Origin of the sequence: Teichococcus globiformis (assembly GCF_042646265.1) — a bacterium.
In the GTDB taxonomy this organism is placed as follows: Bacteria; Pseudomonadota; Alphaproteobacteria; order Acetobacterales; family Acetobacteraceae; genus Pseudoroseomonas; species Pseudoroseomonas globiformis.
The window spans coordinates 343,883-360,185 of sequence record NZ_JBHRTN010000008.1 but is presented as its reverse complement, the minus strand read 5'-3'; the positions used below and the strand labels follow the sequence as shown (position 1 = coordinate 360,185).

Annotated in this window: 13 protein-coding genes; 10 read left to right on the top strand and 3 right to left on the bottom strand. The window is 68.3% G+C overall.

What is annotated here, in order from left to right; genetic code table 11:
• The 6 genes from ACFOD4_RS09020 to ACFOD4_RS08995 form a co-directional block, all read left to right on the top strand.
• On the top strand, positions 1-747 hold a 747-nt coding region (locus tag ACFOD4_RS09020; protein WP_379595728.1), incomplete at its 5' end, for an inositol monophosphatase family protein.
• An 88-nt stretch (positions 748-835) separates the two neighbouring features.
• On the top strand, positions 836-2,728 hold the full coding sequence (locus tag ACFOD4_RS09015) for an extracellular solute-binding protein (protein ID WP_379595727.1): 1,893 nt from the start codon (positions 836-838) through the stop codon (positions 2,726-2,728).
• Between the two features lie 27 nt (positions 2,729-2,755).
• Positions 2,756-3,856, top strand: a complete 1,101-nt coding sequence (locus ACFOD4_RS09010; RefSeq protein ID WP_379595726.1) for a microcin C ABC transporter permease YejB — start codon at positions 2,756-2,758, stop codon at positions 3,854-3,856.
• Positions 3,853-4,887, top strand: coding sequence for an ABC transporter permease (locus ACFOD4_RS09005; protein WP_379595724.1), 1,035 nt, complete (start codon positions 3,853-3,855; stop codon positions 4,885-4,887). The genes ACFOD4_RS09010 and ACFOD4_RS09005 overlap by 4 nt, the downstream gene beginning before the upstream one ends.
• A 228-nt stretch (positions 4,888-5,115) precedes the next feature.
• Positions 5,116-6,708, top strand: a complete 1,593-nt coding sequence (locus ACFOD4_RS09000) for an ABC transporter ATP-binding protein (RefSeq protein ID WP_379595722.1) — start codon at positions 5,116-5,118, stop codon at positions 6,706-6,708.
• Between the two features lie 22 nt (positions 6,709-6,730).
• Entirely contained in the window at positions 6,731-7,156 is a 426-nt protein-coding gene (locus tag ACFOD4_RS08995) for a hypothetical protein (RefSeq protein WP_379595721.1), read from the top strand.
• Between the two features lie 107 nt (positions 7,157-7,263).
• Here the strand turns inward: ACFOD4_RS08995 and ACFOD4_RS08990 are convergent, their stop codons facing one another.
• Positions 7,264-8,061, bottom strand: a complete 798-nt coding sequence (locus ACFOD4_RS08990) for an alpha/beta hydrolase (RefSeq protein ID WP_379595719.1) — start codon at positions 8,059-8,061, stop codon at positions 7,264-7,266.
• A 194-nt stretch (positions 8,062-8,255) separates the two neighbouring features.
• On the opposite strand from ACFOD4_RS08990, the gene ACFOD4_RS08985 reads away from it, so the two are divergent.
• The 4 genes from ACFOD4_RS08985 (at position 8,256) to ACFOD4_RS08970 (ending at position 13,860) form a co-directional block, all read left to right on the top strand.
• The gene (locus ACFOD4_RS08985) at positions 8,256-9,098 is read left to right on the top strand and encodes a VOC family protein (RefSeq protein ID WP_379595717.1); all 843 of its coding nucleotides are present in this window, start codon (positions 8,256-8,258) and stop codon (positions 9,096-9,098) included.
• 146 nt (positions 9,099-9,244) lie between these two features.
• The gene (locus ACFOD4_RS08980; RefSeq protein WP_379595716.1) at positions 9,245-11,827 is read left to right on the top strand and encodes a penicillin-binding protein 1A; all 2,583 of its coding nucleotides are present in this window, start codon (positions 9,245-9,247) and stop codon (positions 11,825-11,827) included.
• 190 nt (positions 11,828-12,017) lie between these two features.
• Complete coding sequence (gene prfB, locus ACFOD4_RS08975) at positions 12,018-13,148, top strand: peptide chain release factor 2 (protein ID WP_379595714.1); 1,131 nt, start codon at positions 12,018-12,020, stop codon at positions 13,146-13,148.
• Between the two features lie 133 nt (positions 13,149-13,281).
• Complete coding sequence (locus tag ACFOD4_RS08970) at positions 13,282-13,860, top strand: DUF1643 domain-containing protein (RefSeq protein ID WP_379595713.1); 579 nt, start codon at positions 13,282-13,284, stop codon at positions 13,858-13,860.
• A 293-nt stretch (positions 13,861-14,153) separates the two neighbouring features.
• Here ACFOD4_RS08970 and ACFOD4_RS08965 read toward each other — a convergent pair whose 3' ends face one another.
• Together ACFOD4_RS08965 and ACFOD4_RS08960 are read right to left on the bottom strand one after the other, a co-directional pair.
• Positions 14,154-14,948 (bottom strand): amino acid ABC transporter ATP-binding protein, encoded by a 795-nt coding sequence (locus ACFOD4_RS08965; protein ID WP_379595711.1) that lies wholly within the window; start codon positions 14,946-14,948, stop codon positions 14,154-14,156.
• A gap of 37 nt (positions 14,949-14,985) precedes the next feature.
• The gene (locus tag ACFOD4_RS08960) at positions 14,986-16,140 is read right to left on the bottom strand and encodes an amino acid ABC transporter permease (protein WP_379595710.1); all 1,155 of its coding nucleotides are present in this window, start codon (positions 16,138-16,140) and stop codon (positions 14,986-14,988) included.
• Between the last annotated feature and the right edge of the window lie 163 nt (positions 16,141-16,303).

The following is a 16,303-nucleotide window of genomic DNA, read 5'->3' as shown; positions in this document are numbered from 1 at the left end:
GCGGCGGGTGCCGTGATCCGCCCCCTGTTCCGTTCCCCGCTGCTGGTCGAGGCCAAGGGCGACTCCAGCCCCGTCACCGAGGCTGACCGCGCCGCCGAGCGCAGCATCCGCACCCTGTTGGCCAACCGCTTCCCCAGCCATGGCGTCCTGGGCGAGGAATATGGCGCGGAACGGGCCGATGCCGAATATGTGTGGGTGATCGACCCCATTGACGGCACCCGCGCCTTTGTCACCGGCCGGCCGATGTTCGGGACGCTGATCGGCCTGATGCATCGTGGACGCCCCATTCTGGGCCTGATCGACCAGCCCGCGACCGGAGAGCGGTGGATCGGAGCGGCGGATCAGCTGCTGAGCTTCCGGGGACCCGCCTGGAGCCTGGGGCACGGTGCCGCCCCCCGCACGCGGCCCTGCGCCACCATGGCCGAGGCCGAACTGTCCTGCACCAGCCATGAGATGTTCACCGCCGCCGAGTCACCCCGCTTCGCCCGGCTGAAGGGTGCAGCGCGGCGCGTCACCTGGGGCGGCGACTGCTATGCCTACGGGCTACTGGCCCTGGGACTGGTGGACATCGTGGTGGAATCCGACCTTAAGCCCTGGGATTGGGTGGCCCTGGCGCCGGTGGTTGAGGCCGCCGGCGGCGCCATGACCGACTGGCAAGGTCAGGCGCTGCGGCTGGACGGACCGGGCCAGGTGATCGCAGTGGGGGACCGGGCCCTCCTGCCGGAAGCGGTGGCGCTTCTGGGATAGAGGGCAGCAGCCCTTGGCCTTCATTGCAAATCGCAAGCACCGCAACGGGATGGTTGTCGCAGGCGGACGGAACCCTCATCCTACATCCATGCGCCGCCGTTCTCTCATGGCCTCCGGCCTTGCCCTTGCCGCCGTCCCGGTCCTTGCCCGGGCGCAGACGCCAGATGCGCAGCCTTCCGCCCCGCCGGCGGCCGCTCCCCCGCAGGGTGGCGGGCCGGCGCCGCGGCGGGTTCAGGCGCTGTCGCTGCTGGGTGAGCCCGCTCTGCCCGGCGATTTCCGGCACTGGCCCTGGGTGAATCCGGAAGCACCCAAGGGCGGCGGCCTGGTGCTCACCGCCATTGGCAGCTTCGACAGCTTCAACCCCTTTATCCTGCGGGGCACTCCGGCTGCGGGCACCGGGACCCTGCTCTACGACACGCTGATGGCCCCCAGCGCCGACGAGGCCAGCACCGAGTATGCCCATCTGGCGCATACGGTGGAGTTGCAGGCCGATGGCCGCGGCATGGCCTTCGAGTTGAACGAGGCGGCCCGCTGGCACGATGGCCGGCCTGTCACCGCCGCAGACGTGGTCTGGACCTTCAACACCCTGCGCGAGAAGGGCCGGCCCTTCTACCGCGCCTATTGGGGCGATGTCTCCGAGGTGGTAGCAGAAGGCGAGCGTCGCGCCGTGTTCCGCTTCGCGAACGACGCCAATCGCGAACTGCCGACCATTCTGGGCCAGATGCCCGTGCTGCCGAAGCATTGGTGGGAAGGAAAGGATTTCACCCAGCCCGGCCTCGGCCTGCCGCTCGGCTCCGGCCCTTACCGCCTTGAAAGCTTCGAGCCCGGGCGCAGCATCACCTGGCGGCGGGTGGCCGATTACTGGGGCCGCGACCTGCCGACGCGGCGCGGCACCAACAATTTCGACACGCTGCGCTACGAGTATTTCCGCGACACCACCGTGGCGCTGGAAGCCTTCAAGGCAGGGCAGATCGACTTCCGCATGGAGAACGTGGCGAAGGACTGGGCCACGGCCTATGACTTCCCCGCGGTCCGTGCCGGGCGCGTGAAGCGCGAGGAGATCCGCCACGAATTGCCGACCGGCATGCAGGGCTTCGCCATGAACCTGCGCAGGCCGCAATTCCAGGATGTGCGGGTGCGCGAGGCGCTCGGGTTGGTCTTCGACTTCGAGTGGATGAACGCGAACCTGTTCTATGGTTCCTACACGCGCACCACCTCCTATTTCTCGAACTCGGAGCTGGCGGCCACAGGGCTGCCTTCGGAAGGCGAGCTGATGGTGCTGTCGGCCTTTCGCGGCCGGCTGCCGGAGCAGGTCTTCACCAGCGAGTTCCGCGTGCCGGCCTCGGATGGCAGCAACAGCAACCGCGAACACGCGCGCCGCGCGCTGGGCCTGCTGAAGGAGGCGGGCTGGACGGTGAAGGACCGCCGCCTGGTGAACGAGAAGGGCGAGCCTTTCGCCTTCGAGATCCTGATGGACGGCCCGACCTTCGAGCGCATCGCCCTCCCCTACATCCAGGCGCTGCAACGGTTGGGGATCGAGGCGCGACCGCGCACCGTGGATGCCGCGCAGTACCAGGTGCGGATGGACGCCTTCGACTACGACATGACGACCGAGGTGTTCCCCCAGAGTCTTTCCCCCGGCAATGAGCAGCGGGATTTCTGGAGCTCGGAGAAGGCCAAGGAGCAGGGTAGCCGCAACATCATCGGCATCAGCGACCCGATCGTGGACGCGCTGGTGGAGCTGGTGATCGCCGCTCCCGACCGGCAGGCGCTGATCGACCGCTGCCGCGCGCTCGACCGCGTGCTGCTCTGGGGGCACTATGTGATTCCACACTGGCACAGCCGCTCTTTCCGCGTCGCCTGGTGGGACAAGTTCGGCAAGCCGGAGCGAAATCCGCGCTACGCGCTCGACATGATGAGCTGGTGGGTGGATCCGGCGCGCGACAGGGCGCTGCCGGCGGACCGGAGCCAGGCCGGATAGATGCCCGGCGGGGAGCAGGCCTGACGCATGGGCGGCTATATCCTCCGGCGCCTGGCGCTGCTGGTGCCGACACTGTTCGGCATCATCCTGATCAATTTCGCCGTGGTGCAGTTCGCCCCCGGCGGCCCGGTGGAGCAGATGATCGCCGAGCTGCGCGGCCAGGGTGGCAGCGCGGTCGGGCGGATCTCGGGCGAGGGGCAGGGGGAGTTCACCCAGCGGCAAGGTGGCGGCGGCGATGGCCCGGCCAACCAGTATCGCGGCGCGCGCGGGCTGGACCCTGCGGTGGTAGCCGAGATCGAGCGCTCCTTCGGCTTCGACAAGCCGGCGCATGAGCGCTTCTGGATCATGCTGAAGGGCTACCTGACCTTCGATTTCGGCGAAAGCCTGTTCCAGGGCCGCCGCGTGATCGACCTTCTGCTGGAAAAGCTGCCGGTCTCGGTCAGCCTCGGCCTCTGGTCCACCCTGATCATCTATCTCGTCTCCATTCCCCTCGGCATCCGCAAGGCGGTGCGGGACGGCACGCGTTTCGATGCCTGGACCTCCGGCGTGGTGCTGGTGGGCTATGCCGTGCCGGGCTTCCTGTTCGCCATCCTGCTGGTGGTGCTGTTCGCCGGCGGCTCCTTCGTGCAGTGGTTCCCGCTGAGGGGTCTCACCTCCTCCGGCAGTGCGGACTGGCCGTTCTGGCAGCGGGCGCTGGACTACCTGTGGCACATGGCGCTGCCGACGCTGGCGCTGGTGATCGGCGGTTTCGCCGGGCTGACCATGCTGACCAAGAACTCCTTCATGGAGGAGATCGGCAAGCAGTACGTGCTGACCGCCCGCGCCAAGGGGGCGGATGAGGGGCGGGTGCTCTACGGACACGTTTTCCGCAACGCCATGCTGCTGATCATCGCAGGCTTCCCGGCGGCCTTTATCGGCATCCTGTTCACCGGCGCGCTGCTGGTGGAGATCGTGTTCTCGCTGGATGGGCTCGGGCTGCTTGGCTTCGAATCGGCGATCCGGCGCGACTACCCGATCATGTTCGGCACGCTCTACATCTTCACCCTGCTCGGCCTCGTCATGCAGCTGATCGGCGACATCACTTACACGCTCATCGACCCGCGCATCGATTTCGAGGCCCGCCGGTGAGGCCGATCACCGCGCGCCGCCTGGCGAATTTCCGCGCCAACCGCCGCGGCTGGTGGTCCATGTGGATCTTCCTGGTGCTGTTCCTGCTGTGCCTGTTCGCCGAGCTGATCGCCAATGACCGGCCGCTCCTGGCCAAGGTCGGCGACCGCTGGTTCTTTCCCGTCGCCGTGGAATACGCCGAGAGCGACATCATCCCGGACGGCTTCCCCACCACCGCGGTCTGGCGCGACCCCGTGCTGCAGGAGGAGATCGCGGCGCAGGAAGGCTGGGTGCTCTGGCCGCCCCTGCCCTACCGGCACGACACCATCATCCGCGACCTCGGCCAGCCCGCGCCGTCCCCGCCCTCCTGGAAGAACCCGCTCGGCACCGATGACCAGGCGCGCGACGTGCTGGCGCGGGTGATCTACGGGTTCCGCATCTCGGTGCTGTTCGGCTTCACCCTCACGCTGTTCGCCTCCGTGGTCGGCGTCGCGGCGGGAGCGGTGCAGGGCTATTACGGCGGCTGGGTCGATCTCAGCTTTCAGCGCTTCATCGAGATCTGGTCCGGCATGCCGCAGCTCTTTCTGCTGATCATTCTGGCCAGCGTGATCGAGCCGGGCTTCTGGACCCTGCTGATCTTCCTGCTGCTGTTTTCCTGGATGTCGCTGACCGGCGTGGTGCGGGCCGAGTTCCTGCGCGGCCGCAACCTCGACTATGTGCGCGCGGCCAAGGCGCTGGGTGTGTCGGATGGTGCGGTGATGTGGCGGCACATCCTTCCCAACGCCATGGTCGCCACCCTCACCTTTCTGCCCTTTCTGCTCTCGGGCTCGGTCACCATCCTGGCCTCGCTGGACTTCCTGGGCTTCGGCCTGCCGCCAGGCTCGCCCTCGCTCGGCGAGCTCGTCGCCCAGGGCAAGAACAACCTCCAGGCTCCCTGGCTGGGCCTCACCGCCTTTGTGGTGCTGGGCGGCGTGCTCACCCTGCTGATCTTTGTGGGCGAAGCGGTGCGGGACGCGTTCGATCCGCGCAAGCTTCCGGGAGGTTCCGCATGACAGGCTGCCATGCCCGGGAAAGGCGTCGCAGGATGCTTGAGCCATCCTGTGTCCAGGCACCCGTCGCCGCCCTTGCCTCAGTGCAGCACGAGCTTTGGCGGGAAAGATGATCATAAGCCCCGCCCCGTCGCGCCACCGCGCGGTCCTTCCGGCCCTGGTTCGCGTTGATGTCGCGGACCGGGGTGGTTCATCCATCCCGTCGGGATCCAGGAGCGGAGCCCCTGGCGCATGACCGACATCCTTCGCGTCGAGAACCTTTCGGTCGCCTTTCGCGGCCAGGCGGTGGTGCATGACGTTTCCTTTGCCGTGAAGCCTGGGGAGACGCTGGCGCTGGTCGGCGAATCCGGCAGCGGCAAGAGCGTCACGGCCCTTTCCTGCCTGAGGCTGCTGCCAGCGGCGGGGGCCAACCCTTCCGGGCGCATCCTGATGGACGGCACGGAGGTGCTGCGCGCCACGCCGGGGGAATTGCAGCGGCTGCGGGGCGGCGTGGCGGGCATGGTGTTCCAGGAGCCGATGACCTCGCTCAACCCGCTGCACAGCATCGGGCAACAGGTGGGCGAGGCCATCCGGCTGCACCGGCCCTTGCGCGGCGAGGCGTTGCGGGCGCGCATCGTCGAGCTGCTGGAGCGTGCCGGGCTGCCCAACCCGCAGGAACGGCTGGACGCTTTTCCCCACCAGCTCTCGGGCGGGCAGCGGCAGCGGGTGATGATCGCGGCGGCCCTGGCCAACGACCCGAAGCTGCTGATCGCCGACGAGCCGACCACGGCGCTGGACGTCACCATCCAGGCGCAGATCCTGGATCTGCTGGACGAGCTGAAGCGGCGGCTGAACATGTCCATGCTGCTGATCACGCATGACCTGTCGATTGTCCGCGCCCATGCCGACAGCGTCGTGGTGATGCGGCACGGGCGGGTGATGGAGCAGGGCCCGGCCGGAACCGTGCTGACTGCGCCCAGCCACGACTACACGAAGATGCTGCTGGCGACCGAGCCGCGCGGACGGCCGGAACCTGTGTCCAGCGATGCGCCGCGCATCCTGGAGGCCGAGCAGATCCGGGTCCACTTCCCCATTCGCCGCGGCGTGCTGCGCCGGCAGGTCGGCGCGGTGAAGGCGGTCGACGGCGTGTCGCTCGACCTGCGGCAGGGCGAGACGCTGGGCCTGGTGGGCGAAAGCGGCAGCGGCAAGACCACGCTGGGCCTGGCACTGCTGCAGCTGGAGCGCAGCGAGGGCACGATCCGATTCGAGGGAGAGCCGATCCAGGGCCTCACGCGCGCCGCGCTGCGTCCCCTCCGCTCGCGCATGCAGGTCGTGTTCCAGGACCCGTTCGGCTCGTTGTCCCCGCGCATGAGCGTGGCCGAGATTGTCGGCGAGGGTCTGGCGGTGCACGCGCCGAAGCTGGGCCGCACGGCGCGGGAAAAGCGGGTGATGGACGCACTCGTCGAGGTCGGGCTCGACCCGGCCACGGCGCAGCGCTATCCGCACGAATTCAGCGGCGGGCAGCGGCAGCGCGTCGCCATCGCCCGTGCCCTGGTGCTGCAGCCCCGCTTGCTGGTGCTGGACGAACCCACCAGTGCGCTGGATGTGTCTGTGCAGGCGCAAGTGGTGGACCTGCTGCGCGGGCTGCAGGCGAAGCACCGCCTGGCCTACCTGTTCATCAGCCACGACCTGCGCGTGGTCCGCGCCATGGCGCACCGCATCATGGTGCTGAAGGGCGGGCAGGTGGTCGAGGCGGGCGAGGCCGATGCGGTGATGCGCGCGCCGAAGGCGGACTATACAAGGGCGCTGATGCGCGCCGCCTTTCCGGATGGCGCACCGGCCTGATCAGGGAAAGCATGGTCCAGGAATGAATGAGTTCGAGACGCTGCGCGAGGAGATCGCCGCGAAGCGCATCCAGCTTGGCGTGCACATCCGCAAGATGAACACGCCGGGCTCGCCCGTGTACCGCTATTCCGAGAACATCGTCTGGCCCTTCGCCCTGGTGGCCGTGGCCATTGGCGGGATGATGCTGGTGAACATCCATGTCGGCATGGCGCTGATGATGGCCGGCATTGTCTGGTGGCTGTGGAAGGAGCATCCGAAGACGAAGGAGGCTGTGTTCCAGCGCAGCGCCGTGCTGGCGCTGTCGGATGTGCGGATCTTCGACGGGCTGTGGGCAAAGGGTGCCCTCACCCTTTATGTCGAGACACCCGGCGGGCAGCGCCTGGCGGCAACGCGCCGGGATGATTGGCGGGGTTTCGTGCGCAAGGTGGTGGCGGAAACGGCCGGCTGATTGCCGGCCCGGCGCCGGCCCTGGCGAGGGCGCCTGACGCAGATGACGGCATGGGGGCCCATGGTGGTCGCCGTTAGCCGTTGGCCGTGACCTGCCCGGGCCGCCGCTCAGCCCAGCTTCCGTACCCAGGCGATGACGCGATCGGCCACAGCCTCCCACCCTGGCTCCAGCATCAACAGGTGGCCACGATCCGGCAGGATCTCCAACTCCGCCCCATGCCACAGAGCGCAGCGCCGCGCGGCATCGGGCGAGATCAGCCGGTCTTCCGCAGCGCCCAGCACCAGGAGCTTGCGGCCATGCAGCCATCCCATCGGCACCGGCTGCGGAAACTGCGCTTCCAGCAGCGCCGCCTGCGATTCGCCGCCCATCCGGGCCAGGAATTGCTGCGCCGCCGCTGCCGGCATGGAGGGCCCGAACAGCGTGGGCGCCAGGGCCGCCGGCGCGCTGCCGGTGGCGGCATCCATTCGCGCCGCCTCGGCCCACAACACCGGATCGGTCCAGGCCAGTTGGGCGCTGGACAGCCATAACCCTTCAGGCGGCACCGGGGTCAGCAGAACGGCGCCACGGACCGCAGGCTCCAGCAGCAGGTGCTGGGCCACCAAAGCTCCCAAGGAATGCCCGACCAGCACCACGTCCCGTTTCAGGCCGGCCAGCAGGGCGCGCGCCTCAGCCACATAGTCCAGCACGCTCAACCCTGTTGCGCCCCGATGCCGCGTCAAGAGGGGGGCGGTGCCATCCAGGCCGTGGGCGGCACAGCGGGCTCCGAACCCCTCATCCCAGACCCAGGCGCCGCACCCCGCGCCGTGCAGGAACAGCAGGGCGGGAGCATCGGCTTCCGCCGGGGCCAGGAAACGTAGAGGGGGTCCGGAGATGGTGGCCGCATCCTCCGCCGGGTAACACAACATGGGGCATGGCTCCTGGGGCCGGCGAGCCGATGCCGCGCCGTGCATGCTGGCAGGATAGGGCACGGCGCAGGCCCCGGCCAGCGTTATGCTGCACTGCAGCACAGCCATTCTCCCGATGAATGACGATGGTTTCTCCGACCGATTTCACTTTCGGCCATTTCCATCCCAGATGCGGGGAAGCAAGGAGCTTGCCCATGTCCGCCACCGCCAGCCCGTTGCCCGAGGCTGCACCGCTCTCCGTGGCCGGGATCACCCTGGCCGCACGGGATATCGCCACCCTGTCCGGCTTTTACGCTGCGTTGCTGGGAACGGCCGCCGAGCCTGATACGGCCGCGCCTGGTGCCCTTCGCTTTCCCCTGCGCGGTGCAACGCTGCGCCTGCTTCCGGCGCCCGGGGCCAAGCCCGAGCAGGGCAGCGAGCCCGGCCTCTTCCACACCGCCTTTCTGCTGCCTGACCGCCGGGCGCTTTCAGGCTGGCTGCACCATGCGCTGGGCATGGGGGTGCGGCTGCAGGGCGCCTCGGATCATGGAGTCAGCGAGGCGCTCTACCTGGCGGATCCGGAGGGCAACGGGATCGAAGTGTATTTCGACCGCCCGCGGGGAGAATGGCCGCGTGACGAGCAGGGTGGCGTGGCCATGTTCACCCACCGGCTCGATCTGCGGGCGCTGCTGGAGGACACCAACGGCCCTGCGCTGGCGGCGGAGGCCACGCGGATCGGCCATGTGCATCTGCGCGGCGGCAATATTCCGGCCACCGAAGCGTTCTATCGCAGCCTGGGTTTTGCGGTGATGCATCGCCGGCCGCAGGCGAGCTTTCTGGCCACGGGCGGCTACCACCATCACCTGGCGGTGAATGGCTGGAACAGTTCCGGCGTCCGCCCGGCCGGGCTCGCCGGACTGGCCGAGCTTGCTCTACGCGCCAGCGGGCCGTCCGCCCCGCGCGTCGCCCAGGCCATGCAGGCGGCCCAGCCTGAGGGCGAGGGGCTCTGGGCCGTCGATCCCTCCGGCAACCGGATCCGCCTGGAAGCATCCGAGTAAGGGGCGGGACTTCAGCGGAGCCAGAGTGTGTCGTCCTGTTTCTCACGTGATTCTTTGTGGCGGTGGCGGGACGGCCCCCCTATCTGGGGGTCATGCTGACAAGGCGCTTCGCGCAATGCGGGCCCAGGGTGTAAGGGGAACGCGCCATGGCACCGAACGACCTCCGCGCCGACCGACCCCTTGTGGGAAACCGCGCCCGCTCGCCTGAAACAGCTCCGCCCGGACAACCGCCGCGTCCACCGCGTCGCGGGGGAAAGGATGGCGGTGATGGACACCCCCGGCGCACGGTTGGCCGATGGCTGGTGCGGCTGACCGGCTTCGGCATGGTGGCCGTGCTGGCCGGCGGCGTGGTCGCCGGCATCGCTGCCTTCGGCCTGTACCGCGAGGCGGCGAGCGACCTGCCCGAGCATGCCTGGCTGGCCGACTACCAGCCGCCGCAGATGAGCCGCATCTACGCCGCCAATTCGGGACTGATGGCGGAACTGGCCACCGAGCGCCGCGTCTTCCTGCCGATCAACGCCATTCCGCCGCGCCTGCAGGCCGCCTTTGTGGCTGCCGAGGACCAGAATTTCTGGACCCACCCGGGCGTCGACTTTCTCGCCCTCGGGCGCGCCACTGTGCAGAACGTCGAGGGGATGATGAGCGGGCGCCGCGCGTTGGGCGCCTCCACCATCACCCAGCAGGTCGCCAAGAACATGCTGGTGGGCAATGACCGCACCATTCTGCGCAAGGTGCGCGAAGCGATTCTGGCTTTCCGCCTCGAATCCGCCATGCCCAAGGAACGCATCCTCGAGATCTACCTGAACGAGATCTTCCTGGGGCAGCAGGCCTATGGCGTCGCTTCCGCCGCGATGAACTATTTCAACAAGGGTCTGGATGAGCTGACGCTGGGCGAGATGGCGTTTCTCGGCGCCCTGCCCAAGGCTCCGAACAACTACAATCCCGCCCGCTTCGCGGACGCCGCCAAGATCCGCCGCGACTGGGTGCTGGACCGCATGGCTGAGGATGGTGCGGTGACCCGTGCCGAAGCCGATGCGGCCAAGCAGGAGCCCATCGTGGCACGCGGCCGGGTGCGGCCCGATCTGGTCGGCACCGGCCAGTACTTCAATGAGGAGGTGCGGCGTGAGTTGGTCGCCCGCTTCGGCGAGGACCAGACGAACATGGGCGGGCTTGTGGTCCGCACCTCTATGGACCCCGAGTTGCAGCGCGCCACTGAAAAGGCGCTGCAGGACGGGCTGATGAGCTATGACCGCCGCCGTGGCGGCTGGCGCGGAGCGGTGGCCGAGATTTCCCCGGCCTCGACCGAATGGATGCCGCAGCTGGAAGAAGTGCGGCGCCCGGCCGGCACGCCGGAAGGGTGGCGCCTGGCCGTGGCGCTGACGGTGAATGCCGGAGAAGCCAGGCTTTCCTGGCTGGAGCGCCCCGATGGCCGTGCCCAGGCGCAGCCGCGTCAGGGAGTGCTGCCGCTCGCCGATGTTTCGGGATGGGCGCGTCCGGTGAACGCGCAAGGCCGGCTGGGCGCCCTGCCCCGCCGGATGGGCGACGTGCTGAAGCCGGGCGACGTGGTGCTGGTGGAGCCGCGCGCCCAAGGGAACAATGCCCAAGGCAACGGCCCCGTCCGGGTCAGCCTGCGGCAGGTGCCGCAGATCGAGGGCGCCATCGTGGCGCTCGATCCGGCGACGGGCCGCGTCATCTCCATGGCCGGCGGCTGGAGCTTCGAGAAATCCTGGTTCAATCGCGCGACCCAGGCGCTCCGGCAGCCCGGCTCCTCCTTCAAGCCCTTTGTCTACCTGCCCGCGCTGGAAATGGGCATCCCGCCCAACCAGCGCCTGCTCGACGGGCCGATCGAGATCATGACGCCGCAGGGACTTTGGAAGCCCGGCAACTATTCCGGTGCCCCGCGCGGCTGGGTGACCATGCGCACAGCCATCCAGCAATCGCTGAACCTCGTCACCATCCGGCTGGCGCAGGAGGTCGGCATCGGCCGGGTGGCGGAAACCGCCGCGCGCTTCCATGTCATCCCGAACATGCCGCGCGTGTTGTCCATGTCGCTGGGCGCGGGCGAGACGACGGTGATGCGCATGGCCGCCGCGTATGCCTCCTTCGTGAATGGCGGCAAGGAAGTTTCACCGACCTTGATCGACACGGTGCAGGATCGCTTCGGCAAGCTGGTCTGGCGCGCCGACAATCGCCGCTGCCAGGGTTGCGAGGCCGGGCCTGAGGCCGAGCCGCCCAAGCTGCTGGACGAGCGCAAGCAGATCACCGACCCGATCGCCGCCTACCAGATGGTGTCGCTGCTGCAGGGCGTGGTGCAGTACGGCTCTGGCCGCCGCGCCGGCGAAGGGCTGAACCGCCCCGTGGCTGGCAAGACCGGCACCACCAACGACTACATGGACAACTGGTTCGTCGGCTTCACGCCCGATATCGTGGTGGCGGTGTGGATCGGCTTCGACGAGCCACGCAGCCTGGGCTCCGGTGAGGCCGGCGGAGTGAACGCGGCGCCGGTCTTCCACGATGTGGTGGCCGCCGCGCTCAAGGACAGCCCGCCCGTGCCGTTCCGCGCGCCACCCGGCGTCGCGCTGGTCCGCACCCAGATCGAGGGCGGGCAGACCATCCTGGAGGCCTTCCGGCCGGGCACCGAGCACGCCGCCCGCCCCCCCATTGGCGAGGGCCAGATGTCCACCAACACTCCCGTCGGCGCCGACAACAGCCTGGGCGGGCTGTACTGAGGAGGGCAGGGTGGATTCCGTGCCCGGGTGCTTCCGCAACAGCCCGATCCGCCCTAAGACGCCCGCTTCACCGGAGCCGCTCCTGGCGGTTCCGCGGTGGCGGCCCTGCCGCCCGATTCGCTGATCCGACGAGCAGGCCGCCGGCCCCGGCCCCGCGGCCTGCCCATCGTGCCCGAGGAGAGCTGCGACCATGCGTGCGGATGCTGAGGCCCTGCGCGGCCAAATCGAGGAATCCGTCGCCCTGCTGCGCCGTCACCTGGACTGGGACGTGGCTGTCCGCCGGCTCGATGAGGTGAATGCCCGCGCCGAGGACCCGACGCTGTGGGAAAAGCCGGACGAGGCCCAGGCGGTGATGCGCGAGCGTACGCGCCTGGCCGATCAGATCGAGGGCGTGCGGTCGCTGGAGCAGAACGTCCGCGACGCGCTGGAGCTGATCGAGATGGCCGAGGCGGAGGAAGACACCGCCACGGTCGATGCCGCCCTGGCCGACCTTAGATCCTTTGCCGCCGAGGCCAAGCGCCGCGAGATCGAGAGCCTGCTCTCGGGCGAGGCCGATTTCCGCGACTGCTTCGTCGAGGTGAATGCCGGCGCCGGTGGCACCGAGGCGCAGGATTGGGCCCAGATGCTGCTGCGCATGTACACGCGCTGGGCGGAGAAGCGCGGGCTAAAGGTACAGCTGACGGAGGAATCCGAAGGCGAGCAGGCCGGCATCAAGTCGGCCACCATCCAGGTGAGCGGCGCCAACGCCTATGGCTGGCTGAAGACCGAGAGCGGCGTGCACCGGCTGGTGCGCATCTCGCCCTTCGATGCCGCCGCGCGGCGGCAGACCTCCTTCGCCAGCGTCTACGTCTTTCCGGTGATCGACGACAAGATCGAGATCGAGATCAATCCGGCCGATCTGCGGACGGATACCTTCCGCGCCTCGGGCGCCGGTGGGCAGCACGTCAACAAGACTGAATCGGGCGTGCGCTTCACCCATATCCCCACCGGTATCGTCGCGGCCTCGACCCAGGACCGATCGCAGCACCGCAACCGCGTCATCGCCATGGATATGCTGAAGGCGCGCCTCTACGAGCTGGAGCTGCGCAAGCGGGAAGAGGTTAATGCCGCCACCGAGGCCGGCAAGACCGATATCGGATGGGGCCACCAGATCCGCTCCTATGTGCTGGCGCCCTACCAGCTGGTGAAGGATCTTCGCACCAACGTCGAGAAGGGCAATCCGGACGCGGTGCTGGATGGCGAGCTGGATGAGTTCATGGCCGCCGCACTCGCTTCCCGCGTCGGCGCTCACCGCTCGGATGCCAGCGCCAGCGCGCGGTGAAGTGCCGCGGAAGATAGAAGCCGCTCCGGCCCTCCTCTTCCGCCTTTCGCGGTGATGAAGGCTTGATCCCAGACAAGGCAAGCCATGGGTCCGGAGGGATCTCGTTTTCCTCCTCCTTTCCCGGAGTGTCTTCATGGCCGACCTTTTCCCCGAAACGCTTCGCCCGCAGGATCGCCACGACCCAGGTGGCAAGGTGCGGCTGGCGGTGTCGGGCGATGTGGTCAGCCGCGCGGCCTTCTCGGACTGCGGCCGCTACCGCACCTTTCTGGAACGGCGCTGGGATGGCCGGCCGTTCGGCGAGCCCGGCTTCGTCGCCTGGATCATGATGAACCCTTCCACCGCCGACGAGCAGGTGGACGACCCGACCGTGCGCCGCGCCCGCGACTTCACGCGGCGCTGGGGGTTCGGCGCCATGGTGGTGCTGAACAGCTTCGCCCTGCGGGCCACCAGGCCCGAGATGCTGCTGGCCACCGAAGATCCGGTTGGCCCAGGCAATGACGACGCCATCCGCGAATGGTCCCGGCGGGCGGAGCGGGTGATCGTCGCCTGGGGCCTGCCGCCCAAGGCACTGCGCTGGCGGAGCACCGCCCTGGCGGCACTGCTGCGCGAGGCTGGAGTGAAGCCGATGGCGCTGCGCGTCACCGCTTCCGGCGAACCGGGGCATCCGCTCTACATCGCCGGGGATACGGTGCCGGTGAACTGGGGCGGATAGGTATTCAAGCGACCGCTGAACGGTTTATCAAGCGGGGCCATGGTCACGATGGTTCGGGCACGCGGGCAGCGGTGTGCGCGAGGTCCAATCCCAGGCTTATCTCCATCCTCGCCGAAGGGCGCAGCGCTTTCCCCCCCGCCTTCACCCCTGCCGTCTCCGTGGCTTTCAACGGGCGGATCGGGTCCGTCGTCAGGCCGCCAGCGGCTTCAATTCAGAGCCGCCTCCAAGCGGAATTGCCAACGGCCAGGATCGCTGGGCCACCCCTGCCGGCGTGACCCATAGCCTGCGTGTCCTCAATGCCCCCGCAGGATCTGGCTCAGGAAGGTCTTGAGCCGGTCAGTTTTGGGATCGTTGAACAGCTGTTCCGGAACGCCGGATTCAACGATCTCGCCGCGGTCCATGAACACCACGCGGTCGGCGACTTGGCGGGCGAAGCCCATCTCGTGCGTGACGCAAATCATGGTCATGCCGGTGCCGGCGAGCATCACCATGGTGTCGAGCACCTCCTTGATCATCTCCGGGTCGAGGGCCGAGGTCGGCTCGTCGAACAGCATGATCTTGGGCTTCATGCACAGCGCCCGGGCGATCGCCACGCGCTGCTGCTGGCCGCCCGAGAGCTGCCCGGGATACTTGCCGGCCTGCTCCGGGATCTTCACCCGGGTCAGGTACTCCATGGCCAGTTCCTCGGCCTGCTTCTTGGGCATCCGGCGCACCCAGATCGGAGCCAGGGTGCAGTTCTCCAGGATGGTCAGGTGCGGGAACAGGTTGAAGCTCTGGAACACCATGCCAACCTCGCGGCGGATGGCGTCAAGCGCGCGCAGATCGTCCGACAGCTCAATGTTGTCGACGATGATGCGGCCTTCCTGGTGCTGCTCCAGCCGGTTGATGCAACGGATCATGGTGGATTTGCCGGAGCCTGAGGGTCCGCAGACCACCACCCGCTCGCCCTGCGCGACGGACAGGTTGATGTCCCGCAGCACGTGCATGGCGCCGTACCACTTGTTCACCTTGTCCAGCAGGATGGCCGGCGGCGCATCCGTGCGGGCGGCGGAGGAGACGGGGGAGGCCTGTTCCATCGTGGCGCTCATGGGGCGGTTCCTTCGCGGTGGTTCGGTGCGGGCGTCATCAACGGACGCGATGCTGGTTCAGCTCCGTTTCCAGCCCCTGGCTGTAGCGGGACATGGCGAAGCAGAAGATGAAGTAGATGATGCCGACGGTGACATAGACCTCGATGCCGAATCCCTGCCAGGCGGGCTCGACGATCGCTGTCTTGCCGGCGGTCAGCAGGTCGAAGATGCCGATGATCAGCACCAGCGAAGTGTCCTTGAACATGCCGATGAAGGTGTTCACCAATGGCGGGATCACCAGACGCAGCGCCTGCGGCAGGATGATGAAGCCGGTCTTCTGCCAATAGGACAACCCGAGTGCGTCGGCGGCCTCGTACTGGCCACGCGGCAGGGCCTGCAGGCCGCCACGGACCACCTCGGCCAGGTACGCGGCGGCGAAGAGGATGATGGCGATCTGCGCACGCAGCAGCTTGTCGATGTTCAGCCCCTCAGGGAGAAAGAGCGGAAACATCACGCTGGCCATGAACAGCAGCGAGATCAGCGGCACGCCGCGGATCAGCTCCACATACAGCACGCAAAGCATCTTGATCGCCGGCAGCTTGGAGCGCCGACCGAGCGCCACCAGGATCGACAGCGGGAAGGCGAGGGCGATGCCGAAGGTGGACAGGATCAGGGTGATCACCAGCCCGCCCCACCGCTCCTGCGGCACGTAGGACAGGCCGAACATCCCACCCCACATCAGCACGCCGATCAGCGTCAGCGTGCCGAGCCATATCAGCGCCAGTTCCTTGCGCCAGAAGCGCCGCATGGCCGAGACGATGTACAGGCCGATAAACAGCAGCACGCAGAGTGCGGGCCGCCAATGCTCCTCGTAGGGGTAGGTGCCGAACAGGATGAAGCGGTGCTTTTCCGTGATCACCGCCCAGCATGCGCCGGTGCCGGCCAGAGCGCGGCAGGCCTGGGTTTGCGCCTGTCCGTTGGTGACGGGCACCGACCAGATGGCATTGAGAAACGCCCAGTCCACGAAGCCCATCACCCAGCGGGCGATCAGATACAGCAGCGCCAGGGTGACGGCGGTCGACAGCCAGGAGGAGAATAGGTTGGCACGGGCCCAGGCCACGGGCCCTACCGCCAGGAGCGGCGGGCGGCGGGGACCGATGGCGGCGTCCTCGACCGGACGCGGAGCGGAGGCCTCGGCGGCGATCTCGGCCATGATTAGCCCTCCTGCGGCGCGCGCGGCGCCCTGCGAGACGGGAAGTGACGGGGCTGGAGGCAGATGGGCATGAGCTTACCGCTCAGCGGCGCAGTGCGCGGCGTGCCTCCGGCCTCCTGGCCAACGGAGCCAGGCCTGTGAACAAGGCATGATGACAGCGGGA

Bases quoted from the DNA above. Each gene is read 5' to 3' on its own strand.
- ACFOD4_RS08995 (WP_379595721.1), top strand. From the start codon at position 6,731: ATGAATGAGTTCGAGACGCTGCGCGAGGAGATCGCCGCGAAGCGCATC.
- ACFOD4_RS08970 (WP_379595713.1), top strand. From the start codon at position 13,282: ATGGCCGACCTTTTCCCCGAAACGCTTCGCCCGCAGGATCGCCACGAC.
- ACFOD4_RS09015 (WP_379595727.1), top strand. From the start codon at position 836: ATGCGCCGCCGTTCTCTCATGGCCTCCGGCCTTGCCCTTGCCGCCGTC.
- ACFOD4_RS08985 (WP_379595717.1), top strand. From the start codon at position 8,256: ATGTCCGCCACCGCCAGCCCGTTGCCCGAGGCTGCACCGCTCTCCGTG.
- ACFOD4_RS09000 (WP_379595722.1), top strand. From the start codon at position 5,116: ATGACCGACATCCTTCGCGTCGAGAACCTTTCGGTCGCCTTTCGCGGC.
- ACFOD4_RS08960 (WP_379595710.1), bottom strand. From the start codon at position 16,140: ATGGCCGAGATCGCCGCCGAGGCCTCCGCTCCGCGTCCGGTCGAGGAC.
- ACFOD4_RS08990 (WP_379595719.1), bottom strand. From the start codon at position 8,061: ATGTTGTGTTACCCGGCGGAGGATGCGGCCACCATCTCCGGACCCCCT.
- ACFOD4_RS08965 (WP_379595711.1), bottom strand. From the start codon at position 14,948: ATGAGCGCCACGATGGAACAGGCCTCCCCCGTCTCCTCCGCCGCCCGC.
- prfB (WP_379595714.1), top strand. From the start codon at position 12,018: ATGCGTGCGGATGCTGAGGCCCTGCGCGGCCAAATCGAGGAATCCGTC.
- ACFOD4_RS09010 (WP_379595726.1), top strand. From the start codon at position 2,756: ATGGGCGGCTATATCCTCCGGCGCCTGGCGCTGCTGGTGCCGACACTG.
- ACFOD4_RS08980 (WP_379595716.1), top strand. From the start codon at position 9,245: ATGGCACCGAACGACCTCCGCGCCGACCGACCCCTTGTGGGAAACCGC.